The following is a 17,393-nucleotide window of genomic DNA, read 5'->3' on the forward strand; positions in this document are numbered from 1 at the left end:
CGCCACCACTCATCAATGCGCTCACGAGGCCGCTCGCAGCCGCGCGCTGAGCGTGCGAGCCGCCGCGTCGGCGCAATTGATGAGTGGTGGCGGTCCGCGGTGCCCGCGGTCAGGTGTTCGTGCGGCGTCGGCGACGGGCGTGCGGGGCGGTGGGGATGTGGTGGGTGTCCAGGGGGAGGTCGTCGGTGGGGGTGGCGCCGTCGGCCAGGAGCTGGTGGTAGGCGGACCAGGTGGTGGCGCGCGGCGGGATGTTGCCGATGGCATCTACTCGGGTGACGGGGTGGGTGCCTTCGTGGATCGGGTCCCACAGGTCGGCGTCGCTGCGCAGGTCGCGGAGTTCGCCGAAGAGCTCCCGGCCGAACCAGCACGGGTAGCTCTCGCCGTCGTCGTACCGGCTGACGCCGATCGGCGTGGAGGCCTCGGCGACGAGCGACCAGACGGTGGCGGACGTGATCCCGGGCTGATCACCGAGCAGTACGACGATGCCGTCGGCCCGGCGGTCGACGGCATCAAGGGCCGGCACGATCGACGAGCTACCGGTGTCGGAGTGCGGCGACTCGACGACCCGCACCCCGTCGAGGTCGATCCGGTCGTGGACCTGCTCCGACGCGCTGCCCAGCGTCACGACCAGCTGATCGAAAGCGCATTCCCGGGCGCTCTCCAGGGCGGCGCCGAGCAGCGTGCCGCCCTGATAGGCCAGCAACTGCCAGGGAGCACCGAGATGCGGTGAGCTGTCTGCGCCCAGCAAAAGCCCCGTGATGAACATTTGCGGGTCAACTCCCCACCGGGGACGGCGCGACCATTCGACGACCCTTCTGCTGGTCCCCGAGCGTACGCAAGCCGAGCCTCGATCGAACCGCTTGCCGTGGGCATGTGTCAACGACCGTCCGGAAAGTGGTCGGAAATGACCGGAAAATGGGCAGTCCGCCGGTTGCCGCAGGTCAGCGCAAATGTCAGTGAAGGACCGAAGCGAACGCTTCAAGCGCCGGATATCCGGCATTTCCGGCGACGATCGTCGTCACCCCGGAACCCACCAGCAGCAAGGCGTTCTCGTTCTTCCGGTCGAGCAGCACCTTGCGTTGCCAGGTCACGCCGCCGACCGACGCCGTACCGTCGTCCGTCGTCCGGCCGAGCTTGTCGGCGACGTATTTGCCGCCGCTGACATTCGACTGCTCGAGGCCGACGTATTTCTTCTCGTTCGTCACGACCCCGAGATGCCAGGTGATCGGCTCCTGCTGCGGCGTGCGGAATTCCACGCTGGTCGCGGTCCACCCGGACGGCATCGGCTCCGGTCCGCGCACCCAGGCGGCGGCCTTTCGCGCGTCCTCGAGCTGGGCGGTGTACTCGACCGCGTTGGGCTTCTCCTCCTTCTTCGGCCGCCAGGTGACCGTGATCAGGAACGCGACCACCGCGAGGCAGATCACCAGCGCGAACACCATGTTCCCGACGGTCTGCGACTTCTTCTTGTCCCGCCGGTACGCCTGCCGGTACTCGTTCGCCTCCGCCTGGACCTGCGCCCGCTCCCGCGCCTTCTCCTGCGCCCGCACGTCCGCCTTCACATCAGCCTTCACGTCGGCCTTCTGCTGGGCGGCAGCCTCGTCGGAAGCGTCCTGACCTGTGGAACTCATGACGACAGTGTCTCGCGAGGTGCAATCCGCCCGAACACCCCCCAAGGGCGTTGGCTACGATCCGTTGGCATGAGCGATCCGACCAGCCCACCGGCCCACTTGGAGGTCGACGCGCACGCGCCCGACCGGAACCTCGCCCTCGAACTGGTCCGGGTCACCGAGGCCGCGGCGATGGCGGCGGGCCGCTGGGTCGGTCGCGGCGACAAGAACGGCGCCGACGGCGCGGCGGTGAACGCGATGCGTACGCTGATCGGCACCGTCGGTATGGACGGCGTCGTGGTGATCGGCGAGGGCGAGAAGGACAACGCCCCGATGCTGTACAACGGCGAGCAGGTCGGCTCCGGTGAGGGCCCGGCCTGCGACGTGGCGGTCGACCCGGTCGACGGTACGACGCTGGTCGCGAAGGGCATGAACAACGGCATCGCGGTGATGGCGGTCTCCGCGCGGAACTCGATGTACGACCCGTCCGCGGTCTTCTACATGGAGAAGCTCGTCGTCGGCCCGGAGGCGGCCGAGGTGGTCGACATCCGGCTCCCGGTCGCGGAGAACATCCGCCGCGTCGCGAAGGCGAAGGGCAGTTCGGTCGACGACGTCACCGTCGTACTGCTGGACCGGCCGCGGCACGACGAGCTCGCCACCCAGATCCGGGCCACCGGCGCGCGGATCAAGTTCATCTCCGACGGCGACGTGGCGGGCGCGGTCGAGGCGGCCCGCCCGGACACCGGTCTGGACATGTTGCTCGGCATCGGCGGTACGCCCGAGGGCATCATCGCCGCCTGCGCGATGAAATGCCTCGGCGGGAAGATCCAGGGCAAGCTCTGGCCGCGCGACGACGCGGAACGGCAGAAGGCGCTCGACGCCGGGCACGACCTGGACCGCGTGCTCGACACCGACGACCTGGTGAGCGGTGACGACTGCTTCTTCGTCGCGACCGGTATCACCGACGGCGAACTGCTCCGCGGGGTCCGCTACGGCCGCTCCACCGCCCGCACCCACTCGCTCGTGATGCGCTCCCGCAGCGGCACGATCCGCTCGATCGAGAGCGTCCACCAGCTGGAGAAGCTCCGCGCGTACTCCGCCATCGACTTCGAGCACGCCCGATGACCGCTCCGCTCCTCGTCGTCGGCGAGGCTCTGGTGGACATCGTCGGACCCGCGAAGGCCCGCAACGGAAACGGGAAGAGCAACGCGACGCCCGGTGGTTCGCCGGCGAACGTCGCGGTCGGGCTCGCCCGGCTCGGCGTACCGACCGAGCTGGTGACCCGGATCGGGACCGACGCGTACGGCGATCAGCTCGGCGCGCATCTGTTCGGGAACGGTGTCCAGCTCGCGCCCGGATCGGTCGACCCGAAGTTCCGGACCAGTACGGCGACTGCGACGCTGGACGCGGCCGGTGTGGCGACGTACCAGTTCGACATCACCTGGGAACCGCCGGCGCTGTCGCTGTCCCGCGGCTGCCCGGCCGTCCACACCGGCTCGATCGCGACCGTGCTCGAGCCTGGCGCCACGGCGATCCGCGAGTTCCTGGAATCGGTCGCCGATCAGCCGGTCACCGTGACGCTCGACCCGAACGCGCGGCCGAGCATCACGCCCGATCCGGTGTCGACCTGGGACGCCGTACGGGCGCTTGCGGCGCTGAGCGATCTGGTGAAGCTGAGTGACGAGGACTGCGAGTTCTTACGGCCCGGTCTCGCGCCGATGGACATCGCGAAGGAGCTGCTGACCGCCGACCGGACGCAGTGCGTGGTGATCACGCGCGGCGGCGACGGCGCGCTCGGGGTTTCCCGGGACGCACACGTGGACGTGACCGCGCCGGTGATCGAGGTCGTGGACACCGTGGGCGCGGGCGACTCGTTCATGTCGGCGCTCATCGCCGGACTGGACGCGCGCGGGTTGCTCGGCGAGCGGCGGCTGGCCGGGCTCACGTCCGAGGACCTGCGGGACGTCGTGGACTACGCGGTGAAGGCCGCGGCGATCACCTGCACCCGGCACGGCGCCGACCCGCCGACCGCGGCCGAGCACGCGGAGAAGTGGGGTTCCTGAGGGTGTCGGCCGAGACCTGGACCTCCGAGCTGGAGTCCAACGGCAGCGTTGACTTCCGGCCGCGCCGCAGCAGGCTCGCGGTGCGGCTGGCCGGATTCGGGCTGCTGATGGTGCTGTCGGCCTGGACGAACGTCGAGCACCTGCGCGCGGACGGTGTGTCGGGCGCACTCGGCGTACTGCGGCTGACAGCACTCGCGGCGTTCGTGTACGGCACCGGCCTGACCGCGTGGCAGCTGATCACGAACCGCCCGGTCATCACGGTCGACGCCGAGGGCATCACCCGCGGCCGCAGCCTGCAGTGGTCGGGCATCACCAGCATCGACGAGCCCACCGGCTGGCCGCTGGCCCGCGCGGTGCAGATCAACCCGGCGGACCGCCGTACGCGGCCGATCTCGATTCCCCAGGACAACGTCCAGGACCTGGACGCCCTCGCCCCCTGGCTCCGCTCCCTCCACGAACAGCACCGCGACTAGTTCATCGAACTGCGAACTGCGCTTAGGTGTTCGCGGGCGCGGGCGGCGGCCAGGGCTGGGTCCTTGGCGCGGATGGCGTCCGCGATCGCCTCGTGGGCGGCCTGGTCGTGGCGGTGCCGGTGTTCCTCGTCGAGTTTGAGCATGTCGATCATCGCGCGTCGGATCCGCGGCACGAACGTGTCGAACAGCTCCGTGAGTACGGCGTTGTGCGCGGCCGTCACGACCGCGCGGTGGAACGCGAGATCGGCCTCGATGTACCAGTCGTCGGGCGCCTTCACGGCGGCCCGTTGGCGGTCCGCGAGCGTGTAGCGGAAGTTCTTCAGGTCCGCCGGCGTACGACGGCTCGCCGCCAGCCGGGCGCCCTCGGTCTCGATCGCCAGCCGGCCTTCCAGTACGTCGGTGATGTCCGCCTTCCGCAGGACCTTGTCCCAGTCCTCGGCGGCCTGGAGCGCGATCACGAACACGCCCGCGCCCTGACGGCTCTCCAGCACCCGCCGGCCGGCCAGTTCCCGCACGGCCTCGCGGATCGTGGACCGGCCGACGCCGAGCTGCGCGGCCAACGTGGTCTCGCCGGGAAGCTTGGCGCCGAGCACCCATTCACCGCTCCCGATCCGGCGCAGCAACTCCTCAGCGGCCTGCTCGACGAGCGGATGACGGCGAATCATGCCGACCATTCTAGAGCTTGTCAGCTTGTCTGAGGAGTTGATACGGTGCTCGGCATGCGCTTGCTTTCGGGTCTCCTTCTCGGCCGCCACGGCTGGAGCTGATTCGACCGGCGCTCCCTCCGTGGAGTGCAGCGTCCGCCGGTCCTCCCAGCTCCCCCGGAAGGACCTCCTCATGAATCGCCAGCAGCCCTCCTCCATGCCCAGCCACCGCTATCGCGACATCTTCGCCCGGGTCCCGGTCGCGCCCGTCGAACGCACCTGGCCGGGCCGCCGGATCACGACGGCGCCGCTCTGGGTGCCGGTCGACCTCCGCGACGGCAACCAGGCGCTGGCCGACCCGATGGACCCCGAACGCAAGCGCCGCTTCTTCGAGCTGATGGTTGCCATCGGCTACAAAGAGATCGAGGTCGGCTACCCGTCCGCGTCCCAGACCGACTTCGACTTCGTACGGCTCCTGGCGACGTCCGACCTGGTCCCGGACGACGTCGCGATCGTGGTGTTCACACCGGCCCGCCGGGACCTGATCGAGCGGACCGTGGAGTCGGTCGCGGGCATCCGCGGCGACGTGGTGATCCACATGTACGCCGCGACCGCGCCGGTGTGGCGGGACGTCGTACTGCGCCGTACGCGGGACGAACTGGCGTCGATGATCTACGCCGGCTCCGAGGAGATCCTGCGCCTGGCCGGGGACTCGGTGCGGTTCCAGTTCTCGCCCGAGGTCTACAACCTGACCGAACCGGACTACGTGCTCGAGCTGGCGGATCACCTCACCAAGCAGTGGGATGCGACACCGGATCGGCCCGTGATCCTGAACCTGCCCGCGACGATCGAGGCCGCGACACCGAACGTGTACGCCGACCAGATCGAATACATGCACCAGAACCTGCCGCGCCGCGACGGCGTCATCCTGTCGGTGCATCCGCACAACGACCGCGGTACGGGGATCGCCTGCGCGGAGCTAGCAGTGCTAGCGGGAGCCCAACGCGTCGAGGGCTGCATCTTCGGCAACGGCGAACGCACCGGCAACGTCGACATCGCCACCCTCGCGCTCAACCTGCACGCGCAGGGCGTCGACCCGATGATCGACTTCTCGGACATCGACGGGATCCGTTCAGTGGTGGAGTACTGCACGCGGATGCCGATCCATCCCAGGCATCCGTACGTCGGGGAGCTGGTCTACACCGCCTTCTCGGGGACGCACCAGGACGCGATCCGCAAGGGGTTCGCCGTACAGGGTCCTGGTGTCTGGGAAGTGCCTTATCTGCCGATCGACCCGGCGGACGTCGGGCGTGGGTACGAGGCCGTCGTACGCGTGAACAGCCAGTCCGGTAAGGGTGGGATCGCGCATGTGCTGCAGTCTGTGTACGGCATCCGGCTGTCTCCGGAACAGGAGCGGGAGTTCGCGCGGCACGTGCAGCGGCACACGGACGCGACCGGGCGGGAAGCAAGTGCCGACGAGTTGAAGGCGTTGTACGAGGAGGTTTACGGGTGCTCGAACTGAAGGACGTCGACTTCGTCCGGGACGGCAAGCCGTTGCTGTCCGGGGTGTCGCTCACCGCGGGCGAGGGTGAGCGGTGGGCGCTGCTCGGGCCGAACGGCGCGGGCAAAAGCACACTGCTCGGGTTGTGTGGCGCGGTCACGCATCCGACCCGCGGTACGGTCGAGATCCTCGGACGCCGGCTCGGTACGGTCGACATTCGCACCCTGCGCGAGTCCATCGGGCACGTGAATCCGCGGCACCCGCTGCGTTCGCCGCTGAGCATCCAAGACGTCGTACTGACCGGTCTCACCGGGACGATCGAGCGCATGCCACGCTGGGAGCCGACTCCCGTGCAGGAGGCTCGCGCTCTGGAGCTGATCGAGCTGCTCGGGATCGGCGGGCTGGCCGGCGCGCACTGGACCACGCTGTCGCAGGGCGAGCGTGGTCGCGCGCTGATCGCGCGGGCGCTGATCTCGGACCCGCAATTGCTCCTGCTGGACGAGCCGTCGACCGGCCTGGACGTCGCCGCGCGCGAGCAGCTGCTGGAGACGCTCGACCAGATCCACCTGAGCCACCCGCACCTGGCGTGGGTCCTCGTCACCCATCACCTCGAGGAACTCCCCACCTGCACCACCCACGCCGCCCTCCTCCGCGAGGGCCGCGTGCTGGCCGCCGGCCCGGTCGACGACGTCATCACCACCGAACTGATTTCGGCGACCTTCGACCACCCGATCGAGATCAACCGCCACGCCGGCCGCTGGACCGCAACCGCCCACCGAGGTACCCAGCGCCGCTGAGCAGTGCGAGTACGGCGCATCCGCCGGCGAGCCACAGCCAGAACCCCGTGTCCTCCCGCGCCGACTCGAGCATCCACACAGCACGCCCCTTCCCCGGCTCGGCGAGGACGTACTCGACCGGTACGACGTCGCTCAGCCGGAGGACGTGCTCGCCGGGGTCGCGTGTGGTGTTGAACGTGTGCTCCACACCGCTGACGACGTACCGGATGTCCACCGTGCCGGAGCCCTTGTCGAACCACCCGGGCTCGTGGATCTTGACCACCGCCCCGTCGATGATCGCGGTCGGCCCGTCCGCCGGGCGCGCCACGCTCCGTGCGTGCAGACCCTCCGCCCCGAACGGGATCACCATCAGCACGAAGAACGCCACGAGGCTGCCCGGTACGAGCGGCTCCCCACGCCGCCGCCATCCGGAGGAATGCGCAGCGTGCCGCCCGGCCGGCCGCTCACCGGTCGCGGTCTCCACCGGACTGACGCCCCGGACCCAGAGAACAGCCACGACAACCAGGGTCAGCACCAGCCAGGCCATCACCGCGCCGAGGCCGATCATCCCGCCGACGAACGCCGCATCGCCGACCGAACTGTGCGCCACGAGGGCGACGAGCGCGCCGACTCCGGCCCCGAGCACACCGACGAGAAGCATCGCCACGACGGCCCCGATCCCGAACAGGGAGGAGCCGGAATCGGCCAGCTCGTACGCCGCTGCCGGACCGCGTACGAACGCCCAACTGAGCACCACGCGGATCCGCCCCATATGCCAAGTGTCGTGCACTACAGTGAGATCTGCTCCGGGGGTGGAGTCGTGAGAGCTGGGGGCACCATGACTGTGATGGGCGAGCGACTGCCCGAGGCCTGGATGGTCGAGATGCACCGCAACGGCCGCGTCGAGTTCCCCCTCCGCCGCTGGTCGTTCCTGCAGTTTCCAGGGCTACTGTTCCTGCCCACGGCATTCTTCGGCGCGAGCACCATCCCGGACATGTTCGACCACGGGTGGCCGGTCATCGCCTACCTGCTGATCACGCTGTGCGCCGCTCTCGTGCTCGGCATCACCTGGCAGCTCGTCACCCAGCGCCCGCTCCTCGTCATCGACCACCGCGGCATCCACCAAGGCCGCCGCCGCTTCCTGCCCTGGGACGAGATCGGCTCCATCGGCCCCATCTCCGGGCCTAAGATGGCCCGCCAACTCCAGATCCACCCCAAGAACGTCTGGGCCAAGAACCTCGTCCTCACCCAGCAACACGTCAACGACCTGCAAACCTTCCAAACCTGGCTCGAAGAGGTCCTCGAGGACCAGCGCCACACCGGCACCCGACAGGACGACAATGACAGCGATCGGCGACGGGCCCACTGAGGTCTGGACCGCCGAGTTGCGGCGGTCCGGGCAGGTGAGCTTTCCGCTGCGGCGCCGACCGATGCTGCGGCAAGGCGTGTCGGGGCCGTTCTTTCTGCTGTTCCTCATCGGTACCGAACTGCCGAATGCGCTGAAGAGCGGCGGCGTCTGGCCCACCGTGACAGTGCTGCTCATGACCGCGTGCTTGGTCGGCGGCGGTTTCGGCATCTGGCAACTTGTCGCGCTGCGGCCGGTCCTGACCGTTGACGGCTCGGGTATCCGGCTGGGGCGCCGGCGGTTCCTGGCCTGGAGCGACATCGACACCATCGCCGAACTGACCGGACCGCCAGGCGACCGCTACTTCGCCATCGTGCCGAACGCCCCCAAAAGAAAGCTCCAACTCGGCGATGACCACGTACGCAACGTCCCTGCGTTCAGGTACTGGCTGTCCGACCTACTCGCCGACCACCGCCGAACGGCGAGCTCGCCCGACAGGACCTAGGCCGCAGGACTTGTTTCGTCGAAGCGAACGACGAGCTGGGCATGGAATGCGTGGGCGATGCGCTCCAGCAAAGCAAGAGTGGGCACGGTCCCTCCGGCCTCGAACCGCGCCAGCGCGGACTGGGTCATCCCGGCTGCCTCAGCCAGCCTCGTCTGTGTCCAACCACGCTGCTCACGCATCGTCCGAACACTGGCCCCCAGTTCGAAGGCACGGCGCGTGGCGTCGTACGCGTCCAATGCGCCAGGCTCGGCCATCCGGCGCTCCCGCAGACCATCCCATCCAGTCCGGTCAGTCACCTCAGTCCTCCTCCGTCGCTGCGACCATATGGGCTTCGCGTACGCATCTGCGATACGCCCGCACCGCCCTGTCGATCTCCCGAACCTCCCGCATCCGGCTCTTCCTGAACACGGTCAGCAGAACGATCCGCCGGTCGGTCGCGATCCAGTAGGTAACCCGCATCGCATCCTGTTCAAGCCAGAAGCGCAACTCACGGAGCTTTCCCTCGATCTGTTTGGTGTACGGCTCCCCCAGCAGCGGACCGCGCTCAGCAAGGAGATCCACGTAGAAGGCGGCACGGGCGAACAGATCGGTCGGTAGAGCTTCGAGCCAAGTACGCACCTCGGCTTCAAGTTCAACGGTACCCCAGGGCATAGCAAGGATGCTATAACGATCCGGCTACTGCCTGTTAGCGCTGAGTCAGGTGAGGCCGAGGCGCTTGCTCAGGCGGGGGCCTCGTTTGATTTTGATTTCGCCGAGGATGGCGGTGCCGCGGATGTGGAAGCGTTTGGGGGCGGCGGGCTGGGCGTTCGGGTCCGGGACGGCTTTCAGGCCGGCTTCCTGTTCGGAGACGGAGCCGAGGATCGGGTTGCTGTCGAGGAGGACGATCGCGTTCTGCGGGACCCGGATCTTCACGTCCGCGAGGATCGACTTCACGTCGATCGTGATCTCGTCGAACGGGATCTGCGCCTCGGTGTAGTCGAGCGTGACGTCGCCGAGGACCGCGTTCACCTCCTGGCGCTGCGGGACCAGCCAGTTCCCCATCCGCTTGGACTCGGACATGAACACGTTCAGCACCGGACCGGTCTCCACCAGCGCACCGCCGTACTGCGGGGTGGTGGACGGCACGCTCTGCGCCCGCGGGCCGCTCGGCAGGTCGGCGGTCAGCTCGACGAGTTCGCCGTACGTCTTGGAGGCGTACAGCGTCTCGAGCCGGTCCTCGAGCTCGGCGTACGACAGCCGGCCCTCGCCCGCGGCGTCACGGAGGATGTCGGCGACCTCCTCCCGCTCGAGATCGGACACCCGCCGCCGCAGCACCGGATCGTCACCGCCCTGCGCGGGCACGACATCCTGCGGGCGGTTCTCCTGGGGAACGTCATCCTGAGCCACCCCAAAACCATACGCGCGCCCACCCCCGCCCGCAGACCCGTTTCCTCCCCGATTCACCCCTGATCCGACCCCTGAGAGCGAGAGTTAGGCTTTGGGGATCCAGTCCAGTCTGTGTGGAGGTATGCCCGGTGTCTGCCGACTTCAACTACTCCGATCTGTTGCCGTTGGGTGCTGACGAGACGGAGTACCGGCTGCTGACGACGGAGGGTGTCAGCACGTTCACCGCAGGCGATCGGACGTTCCTGCAGGTTCAACCGGAAGTGCTGCAGGCGCTGACGGCGGAGGCGATGCACGACATCTCGCACTACCTGCGGACCGCACACCTCGCGCAACTGCGGCGGATCATCGACGACCCGGAGGCGTCCGGGAACGACCGGTTCGTCGCGCTCGACCTGCTGAAGAACGCGAACATCTCGGCCGGCGGCGTCCTCCCGATGTGCCAGGACACCGGCACCGCGATCGTGATGGGCAAGAAGTCCGAGGGCGTACTCACCGGCGCGGTCGACGAGGAATGGATCAGCCGCGGCGTGTACGACGCCTACACGAAACTGAACCTGCGCTACTCGCAGATGGCCCCGCTGAACATGTGGGACGAGAAGAACACCGGCTCCAACCTCCCGGCGCAGATCGAGCTCTACTCGACCCCGGCCGGCAGCGGCGACCCGGCGTACAAGTTCCTGTTCATGGCCAAGGGCGGCGGCTCCGCGAACAAGTCGTTCCTCTACCAGGAGACCAAGGCGGTCCTGAACCCGTCGCGGATGATGGAGTTCCTGGACGAGAAGATCAGGTCGTTGGGTACGGCGGCCTGCCCGCCGTACCACCTGGCGGTCGTGGTCGGAGGCACGTCGGCCGAGTACGCGCTGAAGACCGCGAAGTACGCCTCCGCGCACTACCTCGACACGCTGCCGACCACGGGATCGCCGCTGGGGCACGGGTTCCGGGACGTGGAGCTGGAGGAGGAGGTCTTCAAGCTCACGCAGGAGTTCGGGATCGGGGCGCAGTTCGGCGGGAAGTACTTCTGCCACGATGTCCGCGTGATCCGGCTGCCGCGGCACGGCGCGTCCTGCCCGGTCGCGATCGCGGTGTCCTGCTCGGCGGACCGGCAGGCGCTGGCGAAGATCACGCCGGAAGGTGTGTTCCTGGAGCAGCTCGAGCGCGACCCGGCGCGGTTCCTGCCGGACACCACGGACGCGCACCTGTCCGACGACACCGAGGTCGTCCGCATCGACCTGAACCGGCCGATGAGCGAGATCCGCGACGAGCTGTCCAAGCTGCCGGTGAAGACTCGGCTGTCGCTGAGCGGTCCGCTGGTGGTGGCGCGGGACATCGCGCACGCGAAGATCAAGGAGCGGCTGGACGCGGGCGAGCCGATGCCTGCGTATCTCCGTGATCACGCCGTGTACTACGCGGGGCCGGCGAAGACGCCGGAGGGGTACGCGTCCGGGTCGTTCGGGCCGACGACTGCCGGGCGAATGGATGCGTACGTCGATCAGTTCCAGGCGGCCGGTGGATCGTTCGTCATGCTTGCCAAGGGCAACCGGTCGGCGAAGGTGACGGCGGCGTGCAAGGAGCACGGCGGGTTCTACCTCGGGTCGATCGGCGGGCCGGCGGCACGACTGGCACAGGACTGCATCAAGTCCGTCGACGTGATCGAGTACCCGGAGCTCGGCATGGAGGCGATCTGGAAGATCCAGGTCGAGGACTTCCCGGCCTTCATCGTCGTCGACGACAAAGGCAACGACTTCTTCACCGACACCAGAAAACCAGTCCCCCTGACAGTCCGCCCGCGCAGCTGAAGCAGGAGCACCAGAACGCCCGTCCCCCGCCCGCGCAGCTGAAAAACAGTTGGCGGGAAGCACCAGAAAACCCGTCCCCGCACAGTCCGCCCGCGCAACCGGAGGTGGCCGGCCCGGGTCCAAGGATCGGCGGTGCGAGGAGTCCGGGCGCTGAGCTGGAGGCGGTGCGGGACTGGCTGTCAGCCGGCCTGGGATTCGACGGCTTCGGGCAGTTTGAGCATCAGCTTCTTCGCGGCCTGGACAAGGTCGGCTTCGTTGTGGCCGAAGGCCTGGAGGTAGCTCCTGAGCGCGGATCGCAGTATCTGGAGCTCCTCGTCCTGCAACTCGATCGTGTACATGTTTCCAAGGTAAGTCCGAACCTGCCGGATGGAAGTGCTCGTGACCCACCTGTGTTGTCAGCCGCTGTGGAGCTCCGCCGCGATCAGAGTCGGCTGATGGGTCGTCGGCGCGACGGGCAGTCGCCAGTCCGGCGGCGCGGACCAGAACTGCCAGTCGTCGGAGAACGGCGACGTCCAGGCCTCGATGTCACGGATCGCAGCGTGCGCATCGGCGACGATCGCCTCCGCCTCGGCCGCGGTGAACCGCCCGGCGGTGACCGCGCCCTCCAGCTCGTCCTCGTCCTTCCAGTCGATGCTGCGGTCCGGGTTGATCCAGAGGTCAAGCACATGATCGACAGTGCTGGTACGCCGGGAAGCCCAGTCGCGCACATGCTCCCGCTCGAGGTTCACGTACCACCCGTGGAACGTCCCGTCCTCGCCCCAGAAGTACCAGACCGACCACGGCTTCCCGGGCGGCGACACCTTGAGGATCCCGGTCCCGTGCCAGACGTCGAGCTTCAGCACCCGCTCCTCGGTGAACATCGCGACCGGACCGGCACGCCGCATCTCCCGCCCGTCGGCGAGGACCGGTTTGAGCAACGGCGTACCCGGAGCGAGCCAGGCGACCAGCCCGTCCGCGTCGTCACGCACGACCGTCATCGGCCGCACGTTCGGCTTGTCCGCATGCCGCCCGGTGCCCTCGTACACCCACTCGATCGTCGTCCCCGGCTCCCAGTACCGCCTGACTTCCTGCGTCACGCCGTCGGTCACGACTGCACCGGCCGGGTCATGGACAGTACGTCGAGGGCCGCGTCCAGCTGCTCCTCGGTCAGGTCTCCCTTCTCGACGTGACCGTTCTCGATCACGACCTCGCGGATCGTTTTCCCTTGTTTCAAAGCACTCTTGGCGACGACGGCCGCATTCTCGTACCCGATGTAGCGGTTCAGCGGGGTCACGATCGACGGGGACGACTCGGCCAGCGCGCGGGCGTGGTCGACGTTCGCCGTGATGCCGTCGACGCAGCGGTCGGCGAGCAGGCGGGAGCTGTTCGCCAGCAGGTTGATGGATTCGAGCAGGTTGCGCGCGATCACCGGCAGCATCACGTTCAGCTCGAAGTTGCCTCCGGCACCGGCCACGGTGATCGTGGTGTCGTTGCCGATCACCTGGGCGGCGACCATCAACGTCGCCTCGCAGATCACCGGGTTCACCTTGCCGGGCATGATGCTCGACCCGGGCTGCAGATCCGGCAATGCGATCTCGCCGAGCCCGGCGCGCGGCCCGGAACCCATCCAGCGCAGGTCGTTGCAGATCTTCGTCAGGCTGACCGCGACCGTCTTCAGTTGCCCGGAAAGCTCGACCAGCCCGTCACGAGCCCCCTGGGCCTCGAAGTGGTCCTCGGCCTCGGTCAGCTCCAGCCCGGTCCGGCTGTTCAGCTCGGTGATGACCGCGGCCGCGAAGCCAGGTGGCGTGTTGATCCCGGTCCCGACAGCCGTCCCGCCCAGCGGCAGCTCGGCGACCCGCGGAAGCGTCGCCCGCACACGCGCGGCACCGCGGCTGATCTGCTGCGCGTAGCCGTTGAACTCCTGGCCGAGCGTCACCGGGGTCGCATCCATCAGATGCGTCCGCCCTGACTTCACCACCTCGGCGAACTCGGATCCCTTACGGGACAGGGAATCCGCGAGGTGCTCGAGCGCCGGCAGCAGCTCCTGTACGACGCCGGCCGTAGCGGCGACATGGATCGCCGACGGGAAGGTGTCGTTGCTGGACTGCGACGCGTTGACGTGATCGTTCGGGTGCACGTCCGCGCCGAGCGAGCGGGTGGCGAGGGTGGCCAGGACCTCGTTGACGTTCATGTTCGTCGACGTACCCGAACCGGTCTGGAAGACGTCGATCGGGAATTCCGCGTCGAACTCCCCCGCCGCCACCTGATCCGCGGCGGCAACGATCGCTTCCGACCGGTCCGCGTCGAGCACCCCGAGCGAGGCGTTCACGACCGCGGCCGAGGCCTTGATCTGCGCGAGCGCGTGCACGAGCGCCGGCGCCAGCGGCCGCCCGGAGATCGGGAAGTTCTCCACCGCACGCTGCGTCTGCGCCCGCCACAATGCGTCCCGAGGCACCTTCACCTCGCCCATCGTGTCGTGCTCGATCCTGAACTCCGCGTCATCACCCATGCCAAAAAGAGTACGTCGATCGGCCCTTCCGGAACGCCCTGATAGGCAACCTGTGGACAACGACACAGACGCTGGGCGGTTCCTTCGTAATGCTGCATTGCCTTGATAGACGTAGTACAGCTCGGGGCGGCCCTGGAGTTCGACCGGGACAGGCTTGACGTCGCAGGAGCCGAAGACGGAGCGGACGGCTGCCTCAAGAGCGGCTGACTCGGACGAGGACCAGACGGTCAGGACGCCGCCCGCGCGCAGCTTGGTGTGGCACGTTATCAGGAAGTCGGGCGCGTAGATGGCCGAGTTCTCGTTGTAGACAAGGAAGTCCGGGCCGTTGTCGACGTCCAGCAGGATCGCGTCGACCGACGCGTCGGGGAGGTCTGTGACGACGGCCCGGACGTCTCCGACCACCACACCGACACGAGGGTCGTCGAGGATCGACGGGACCAGGCCGGAGCGCATCCAGGACACCACGTCCGGCTCGATCTCCGCGACGATCACCTGACCGAGGCGGGAATCGGCCAGCAGCGCGCGGACCGTGTACCCGAGTCCTAACCCACCGACCAGCACCCGGTCAGGGTGACGCACCGCCTCCAGTGCAGCCGACGCCAGCAGTTCCTCGCTCGACGTCTCCTGGTCGTCCATCACGAAGACCCCGTTGACCCGCAACTCCAGCGCCCCGTCGTACCGCCGCCGCAGCACCAACTCGCCACGCTCACCGACCACCCGCGCCAACTCCGCCACGCCAGCATCCTCCCCCACCTCCTTACGTCCGAAGAATTCGAGGGAGGTCCCGCCGCTTCTTCGGACGTAACGCGGTTGTCCACAGGGCGGGAGGGGGGCGGTGGCGCGGGAAGGGGTTTGGGAGGGATGCTCTCGCGGGTGATGGGAGGACATGAGGGTCGGGCGGCGGGGCATCGGCGGCGACGGGCCGAATCCACCGGCGAGCTGTTCGCACAGCAGTACGGCGTTGCGAGTCGCAGGCAGTTGTACGCCGTCGGACTCGGGCGCTGGGACATCAGGGCCGAGCTCCGATCCGGCCGCTGGGCGAGACGCGGACCGCAGTCGATCAGCAACGTCACCGGTGCACTCTGCGAGCGAGGACGTTGGTGGACCGCGGTGATCGAAGTCGGTTCCCGCGCCGCGTTGGACGGTGTGACGGCTCTCCAGGCGGCCGGATTGACGGGCTTCACCGAGCCGGCCATCCATATCTCGATCCCGAAGTCCGGACGACCGCGCCGGTGGCCGGGAGTGGTGCTGCACGAAACCCGGCGCCGGCTGGCCACGGATCTCGTGCTCGCCGGCACTCCGCGGGTCCGCCCGGTTGTGGCGGTCGTGAGGGCAGCACTGTGGGCCGCCTCCAACCGACAGGCCGCGTTGATCATGACCATGGCGGTACAGCAACGGCTGGTCACCGTCGCAGCGTTGACCGACGCGGTGTCGGCAGTCCGCCGACACCGCAGGCGCAAGTTCATCCTCCGTCTCCTCGTCGACCTGCAAGGAGGTGTGCAGTCGATGGCGGAGCTCGACTTCGCGCAGATGTGCAGGGCGGCCGGATTGCCGGAACCGGATCGCCAAGTCGTCCACGATCTCGGTGACGGCCGGGCCGTAGTCGACAACGAGTGGACCGAATACGACCTGGTAGTGGAGATCGAAGGCGCTCATCACCTGCACGCTCCGGCGACGATCGCCGACGCCGTACGGCAGAATCACCTGACGACCCGCCGGTCGTCCGTTCTGCGCATCCCCATCGTGGGCCTGCGTACCGACCCCGATCGCTTCCTCGAGCAGGTCCGCAGTGCCCTCATTGCCCGCGGCTGGCATCCCCACTGAGTCATTACGTCCGAAGAAGTGCGACGACCTCTCGCCGCTTCTTCGGACGCAACGGGTTGGTTAGTACCAGCCCTTGGATTGGGAGTGGCCCCAGGCGGAGCAGGGCGAACCGTAGGTGGCTTCGATGTAGTCCAGGCCCCACTTGATCTGGGTGACCGGGTTGGTCCGCCAGTCCTTGCCGTACGCCGCCATGCGGTTGCCGGGGAGCGCCTGCGGGATGCCGTACGCCGTCGACGTCGGGTTGTCGGCGCTGACCTTCCAGCGGGACTCCTTGTTCCAGAGCTTCTCCAGGCAGCTGAACTGGCTCTGGCTCCAGCCGTGGTCAGGGAGGAGGTTCATCGCGACCTCCTTCGGCGTGCCCTCGTACTTCTTCCGCTCGGCGTCGCGGCTGGCCCGCTCCTCGCTCGACGAGCGCTGGGCCTCCCGAAGTGCCTGATAGCGCAGCAAAGCCGCGTTCTTGGCCTTCATCTTCACCGCGGCCGCGTCCTGCAGGGCAGTGCGCTGCTGCTCGACGGCCTCGACCTGGTTCCGCATCCGGACCGCCTCGGCGGCGATCTCGGCGGCCGACTGCGGCTTGGCCGACGGCGTGGTCGCGGAAGGGATCGCCTTCCCACTGTTCAGCACGGCCATTTCGGCCCGCCCGGACACCTTCTCCGACGCACTGCTGCTCCCAGGAGAGCTGAAGAGGTCGATACCGGCGACAACGGAAACCACGGCGATTCCGGTCACTGCGAGAATCGCGACGGAGCGCTTCGCTTTCATCTGTCCTTCCGAGAAAACCCGACCCCCGTCGGCTGCAACGAGAACATACTCTGGCGTAAACCGTCCGTGATCACAAGCAGGTCACGAACGAACGGTGGGGGGGCCGCGTGGCGGCCGCCCCGGTGATAACACTGGTTTTAAGACGCTTTTTTACTAAGCGCACGAACAACCAGTCTCTTTTAAACATATTTAGCTGCCGACGGCAACAGCAGTGTTGATATCG

The 17,393-nt window shown here is 68.1% G+C and carries 20 protein-coding genes and 1 pseudogene; 9 read left to right on the forward strand and 12 right to left on the reverse strand.

The window, feature by feature from the left end; translation table 11 throughout:
• Positions 1-109: 109 nt before the first annotated feature.
• Together ACWF0M_RS33540 and ACWF0M_RS33545 are read right to left on the reverse strand one after the other, a co-directional pair.
• Positions 110-766, reverse strand: a complete 657-nt coding sequence (locus ACWF0M_RS33540; protein WP_452239761.1) for a nucleotidyltransferase family protein — start codon at positions 764-766, stop codon at positions 110-112.
• A 187-nt stretch (positions 767-953) separates the two neighbouring features.
• Positions 954-1,628, reverse strand: a complete 675-nt coding sequence (locus ACWF0M_RS33545; protein ID WP_452239762.1) for a DUF4245 domain-containing protein — start codon at positions 1,626-1,628, stop codon at positions 954-956.
• 69 nt (positions 1,629-1,697) lie between these two features.
• Here ACWF0M_RS33545 and glpX point away from each other — a divergent pair, with 69 nt between their 5' ends.
• From glpX to ACWF0M_RS33560, 3 genes are read left to right on the forward strand one after another with little or no spacing between them, the layout of a single operon-like run.
• The gene (gene glpX / locus ACWF0M_RS33550) at positions 1,698-2,732 is read left to right on the forward strand and encodes a class II fructose-bisphosphatase (protein WP_452239763.1); all 1,035 of its coding nucleotides are present in this window, start codon (positions 1,698-1,700) and stop codon (positions 2,730-2,732) included.
• A complete protein-coding gene (locus tag ACWF0M_RS33555) occupies positions 2,729-3,670 on the forward strand; it encodes a carbohydrate kinase family protein (protein WP_452239764.1) in 942 nt (313 codons plus the stop codon). The genes glpX and ACWF0M_RS33555 overlap by 4 nt, the downstream gene beginning before the upstream one ends.
• A gap of 2 nt (positions 3,671-3,672) precedes the next feature.
• A complete protein-coding gene (locus tag ACWF0M_RS33560; RefSeq protein WP_452239765.1) occupies positions 3,673-4,143 on the forward strand; it encodes a hypothetical protein in 471 nt (156 codons plus the stop codon).
• On the opposite strand, the gene ACWF0M_RS33565 is transcribed toward ACWF0M_RS33560, so the two are convergent.
• A complete protein-coding gene (locus tag ACWF0M_RS33565) occupies positions 4,140-4,808 on the reverse strand; it encodes a FadR/GntR family transcriptional regulator (protein ID WP_452239766.1) in 669 nt (222 codons plus the stop codon). The genes ACWF0M_RS33560 and ACWF0M_RS33565 overlap by 4 nt on opposite strands.
• A 172-nt stretch (positions 4,809-4,980) precedes the next feature.
• On the opposite strand from ACWF0M_RS33565, the gene ACWF0M_RS33570 reads away from it, so the two are divergent.
• Entirely contained in the window at positions 4,981-6,309 is a 1,329-nt protein-coding gene (locus ACWF0M_RS33570) for a 2-isopropylmalate synthase (protein ID WP_452239767.1), read from the forward strand.
• Complete coding sequence (locus ACWF0M_RS33575; RefSeq protein WP_452239768.1) at positions 6,297-7,085, forward strand: ABC transporter ATP-binding protein; 789 nt, start codon at positions 6,297-6,299, stop codon at positions 7,083-7,085. Before ACWF0M_RS33570 ends, ACWF0M_RS33575 begins: the two co-directional genes overlap by 13 nt.
• On the opposite strand, the gene ACWF0M_RS33580 is transcribed toward ACWF0M_RS33575, so the two are convergent.
• A complete protein-coding gene (locus ACWF0M_RS33580; protein WP_452239769.1) occupies positions 7,027-7,836 on the reverse strand; it encodes a hypothetical protein in 810 nt (269 codons plus the stop codon). The genes ACWF0M_RS33575 and ACWF0M_RS33580 overlap by 59 nt on opposite strands.
• A 75-nt stretch (positions 7,837-7,911) precedes the next feature.
• On the opposite strand from ACWF0M_RS33580, the gene ACWF0M_RS33585 reads away from it, so the two are divergent.
• Complete coding sequence (locus ACWF0M_RS33585) at positions 7,912-8,433, forward strand: hypothetical protein (RefSeq protein WP_452239770.1); 522 nt, start codon at positions 7,912-7,914, stop codon at positions 8,431-8,433.
• Positions 8,405-8,914, forward strand: a complete 510-nt coding sequence (locus ACWF0M_RS33590) for a hypothetical protein (protein WP_452239771.1) — start codon at positions 8,405-8,407, stop codon at positions 8,912-8,914. The genes ACWF0M_RS33585 and ACWF0M_RS33590 overlap by 29 nt, the downstream gene beginning before the upstream one ends.
• On the opposite strand, the gene ACWF0M_RS33595 is transcribed toward ACWF0M_RS33590, so the two are convergent.
• Genes ACWF0M_RS33595 through ACWF0M_RS33605 form a run of 3 tightly spaced genes read right to left on the reverse strand, consistent with a single transcriptional unit; the run spans position 8,911 to position 10,300 of the window.
• Positions 8,911-9,210, reverse strand: coding sequence for a helix-turn-helix domain-containing protein (locus tag ACWF0M_RS33595; RefSeq protein ID WP_452239772.1), 300 nt, complete (start codon positions 9,208-9,210; stop codon positions 8,911-8,913). The genes ACWF0M_RS33590 and ACWF0M_RS33595 overlap by 4 nt on opposite strands.
• Position 9,211: 1 nt before the next feature.
• A complete protein-coding gene (locus ACWF0M_RS33600) occupies positions 9,212-9,565 on the reverse strand; it encodes a type II toxin-antitoxin system RelE/ParE family toxin (protein ID WP_452239773.1) in 354 nt (117 codons plus the stop codon).
• A gap of 45 nt (positions 9,566-9,610) precedes the next feature.
• Positions 9,611-10,300: a DUF1707 SHOCT-like domain-containing protein gene (locus ACWF0M_RS33605; RefSeq protein WP_452239774.1), complete on the reverse strand. Its 690-nt coding sequence runs from the start codon at positions 10,298-10,300 to the stop codon at positions 9,611-9,613.
• A gap of 128 nt (positions 10,301-10,428) precedes the next feature.
• Here ACWF0M_RS33605 and ACWF0M_RS33610 point away from each other — a divergent pair, with 128 nt between their 5' ends.
• Entirely contained in the window at positions 10,429-12,096 is a 1,668-nt protein-coding gene (locus ACWF0M_RS33610) for a fumarate hydratase (protein WP_452239775.1), read from the forward strand.
• A 179-nt stretch (positions 12,097-12,275) separates the two neighbouring features.
• Here the strand turns inward: ACWF0M_RS33610 and ACWF0M_RS33615 are convergent, their stop codons facing one another.
• The 4 genes and pseudogenes from ACWF0M_RS33615 to ACWF0M_RS33630 form a co-directional block, all read right to left on the reverse strand.
• Positions 12,276-12,434, reverse strand: coding sequence for a hypothetical protein (locus tag ACWF0M_RS33615; RefSeq protein WP_452239776.1), 159 nt, complete (start codon positions 12,432-12,434; stop codon positions 12,276-12,278).
• A gap of 57 nt (positions 12,435-12,491) precedes the next feature.
• On the reverse strand, positions 12,492-13,184 hold the full coding sequence (locus ACWF0M_RS33620; RefSeq protein ID WP_452239777.1) for a DUF402 domain-containing protein: 693 nt from the start codon (positions 13,182-13,184) through the stop codon (positions 12,492-12,494).
• Positions 13,181-14,584, reverse strand: coding sequence for a class II fumarate hydratase (locus tag ACWF0M_RS33625; protein ID WP_452239782.1), 1,404 nt, complete (start codon positions 14,582-14,584; stop codon positions 13,181-13,183). Before ACWF0M_RS33625 ends, ACWF0M_RS33620 begins: the two co-directional genes overlap by 4 nt.
• Positions 14,585-14,812: 228 nt before the next feature.
• Positions 14,813-15,493 (reverse strand): annotated as a pseudogene (locus ACWF0M_RS33630) (spermine/spermidine synthase domain-containing protein); the annotation flags it as partial.
• On the opposite strand from ACWF0M_RS33630, the gene ACWF0M_RS33635 reads away from it, so the two are divergent.
• Positions 15,458-16,408: a hypothetical protein gene (locus ACWF0M_RS33635; RefSeq protein ID WP_452239778.1), complete on the forward strand. Its 951-nt coding sequence runs from the start codon at positions 15,458-15,460 to the stop codon at positions 16,406-16,408. The pseudogene ACWF0M_RS33630 and the gene ACWF0M_RS33635 sit on opposite strands and share 36 nt — an antisense overlap.
• Positions 16,409-16,468: 60 nt before the next feature.
• Here the strand turns inward: ACWF0M_RS33635 and ACWF0M_RS33640 are convergent, their stop codons facing one another.
• On the reverse strand, positions 16,469-17,170 hold the full coding sequence (locus ACWF0M_RS33640) for an aggregation-promoting factor C-terminal-like domain-containing protein (RefSeq protein WP_452239779.1): 702 nt from the start codon (positions 17,168-17,170) through the stop codon (positions 16,469-16,471).
• Positions 17,171-17,393: the final 223 nt, after the last annotated feature.

This window comes from Kribbella sp. NPDC055110 (assembly GCF_053607525.1).

Excerpts from the sequence above, each read along its gene's own strand:
- ACWF0M_RS33540 (WP_452239761.1), bottom strand. The coding sequence starts at position 766 with ATGTTCATCACGGGGCTTTTGCTGGGCGCAGACAGCTCACCGCATCTC.
- ACWF0M_RS33545 (WP_452239762.1), bottom strand. The coding sequence starts at position 1,628 with ATGAGTTCCACAGGTCAGGACGCTTCCGACGAGGCTGCCGCCCAGCAG.
- glpX (WP_452239763.1), top strand. The coding sequence starts at position 1,698 with ATGAGCGATCCGACCAGCCCACCGGCCCACTTGGAGGTCGACGCGCAC.
- ACWF0M_RS33555 (WP_452239764.1), top strand. The coding sequence starts at position 2,729 with ATGACCGCTCCGCTCCTCGTCGTCGGCGAGGCTCTGGTGGACATCGTC.
- ACWF0M_RS33565 (WP_452239766.1), bottom strand. The coding sequence starts at position 4,808 with ATGATTCGCCGTCATCCGCTCGTCGAGCAGGCCGCTGAGGAGTTGCTG.
- ACWF0M_RS33570 (WP_452239767.1), top strand. The coding sequence starts at position 4,981 with ATGAATCGCCAGCAGCCCTCCTCCATGCCCAGCCACCGCTATCGCGAC.
- ACWF0M_RS33580 (WP_452239769.1), bottom strand. The coding sequence starts at position 7,836 with ATGGGGCGGATCCGCGTGGTGCTCAGTTGGGCGTTCGTACGCGGTCCG.
- ACWF0M_RS33585 (WP_452239770.1), top strand. The coding sequence starts at position 7,912 with ATGGGCGAGCGACTGCCCGAGGCCTGGATGGTCGAGATGCACCGCAAC.
- ACWF0M_RS33590 (WP_452239771.1), top strand. The coding sequence starts at position 8,405 with ATGACAGCGATCGGCGACGGGCCCACTGAGGTCTGGACCGCCGAGTTG.
- ACWF0M_RS33600 (WP_452239773.1), bottom strand. The coding sequence starts at position 9,565 with ATGCCCTGGGGTACCGTTGAACTTGAAGCCGAGGTGCGTACTTGGCTC.
- ACWF0M_RS33615 (WP_452239776.1), bottom strand. The coding sequence starts at position 12,434 with ATGTACACGATCGAGTTGCAGGACGAGGAGCTCCAGATACTGCGATCC.
- ACWF0M_RS33625 (WP_452239782.1), bottom strand. The coding sequence starts at position 14,584 with ATGGGTGATGACGCGGAGTTCAGGATCGAGCACGACACGATGGGCGAG.
- ACWF0M_RS33640 (WP_452239779.1), bottom strand. The coding sequence starts at position 17,170 with ATGAAAGCGAAGCGCTCCGTCGCGATTCTCGCAGTGACCGGAATCGCC.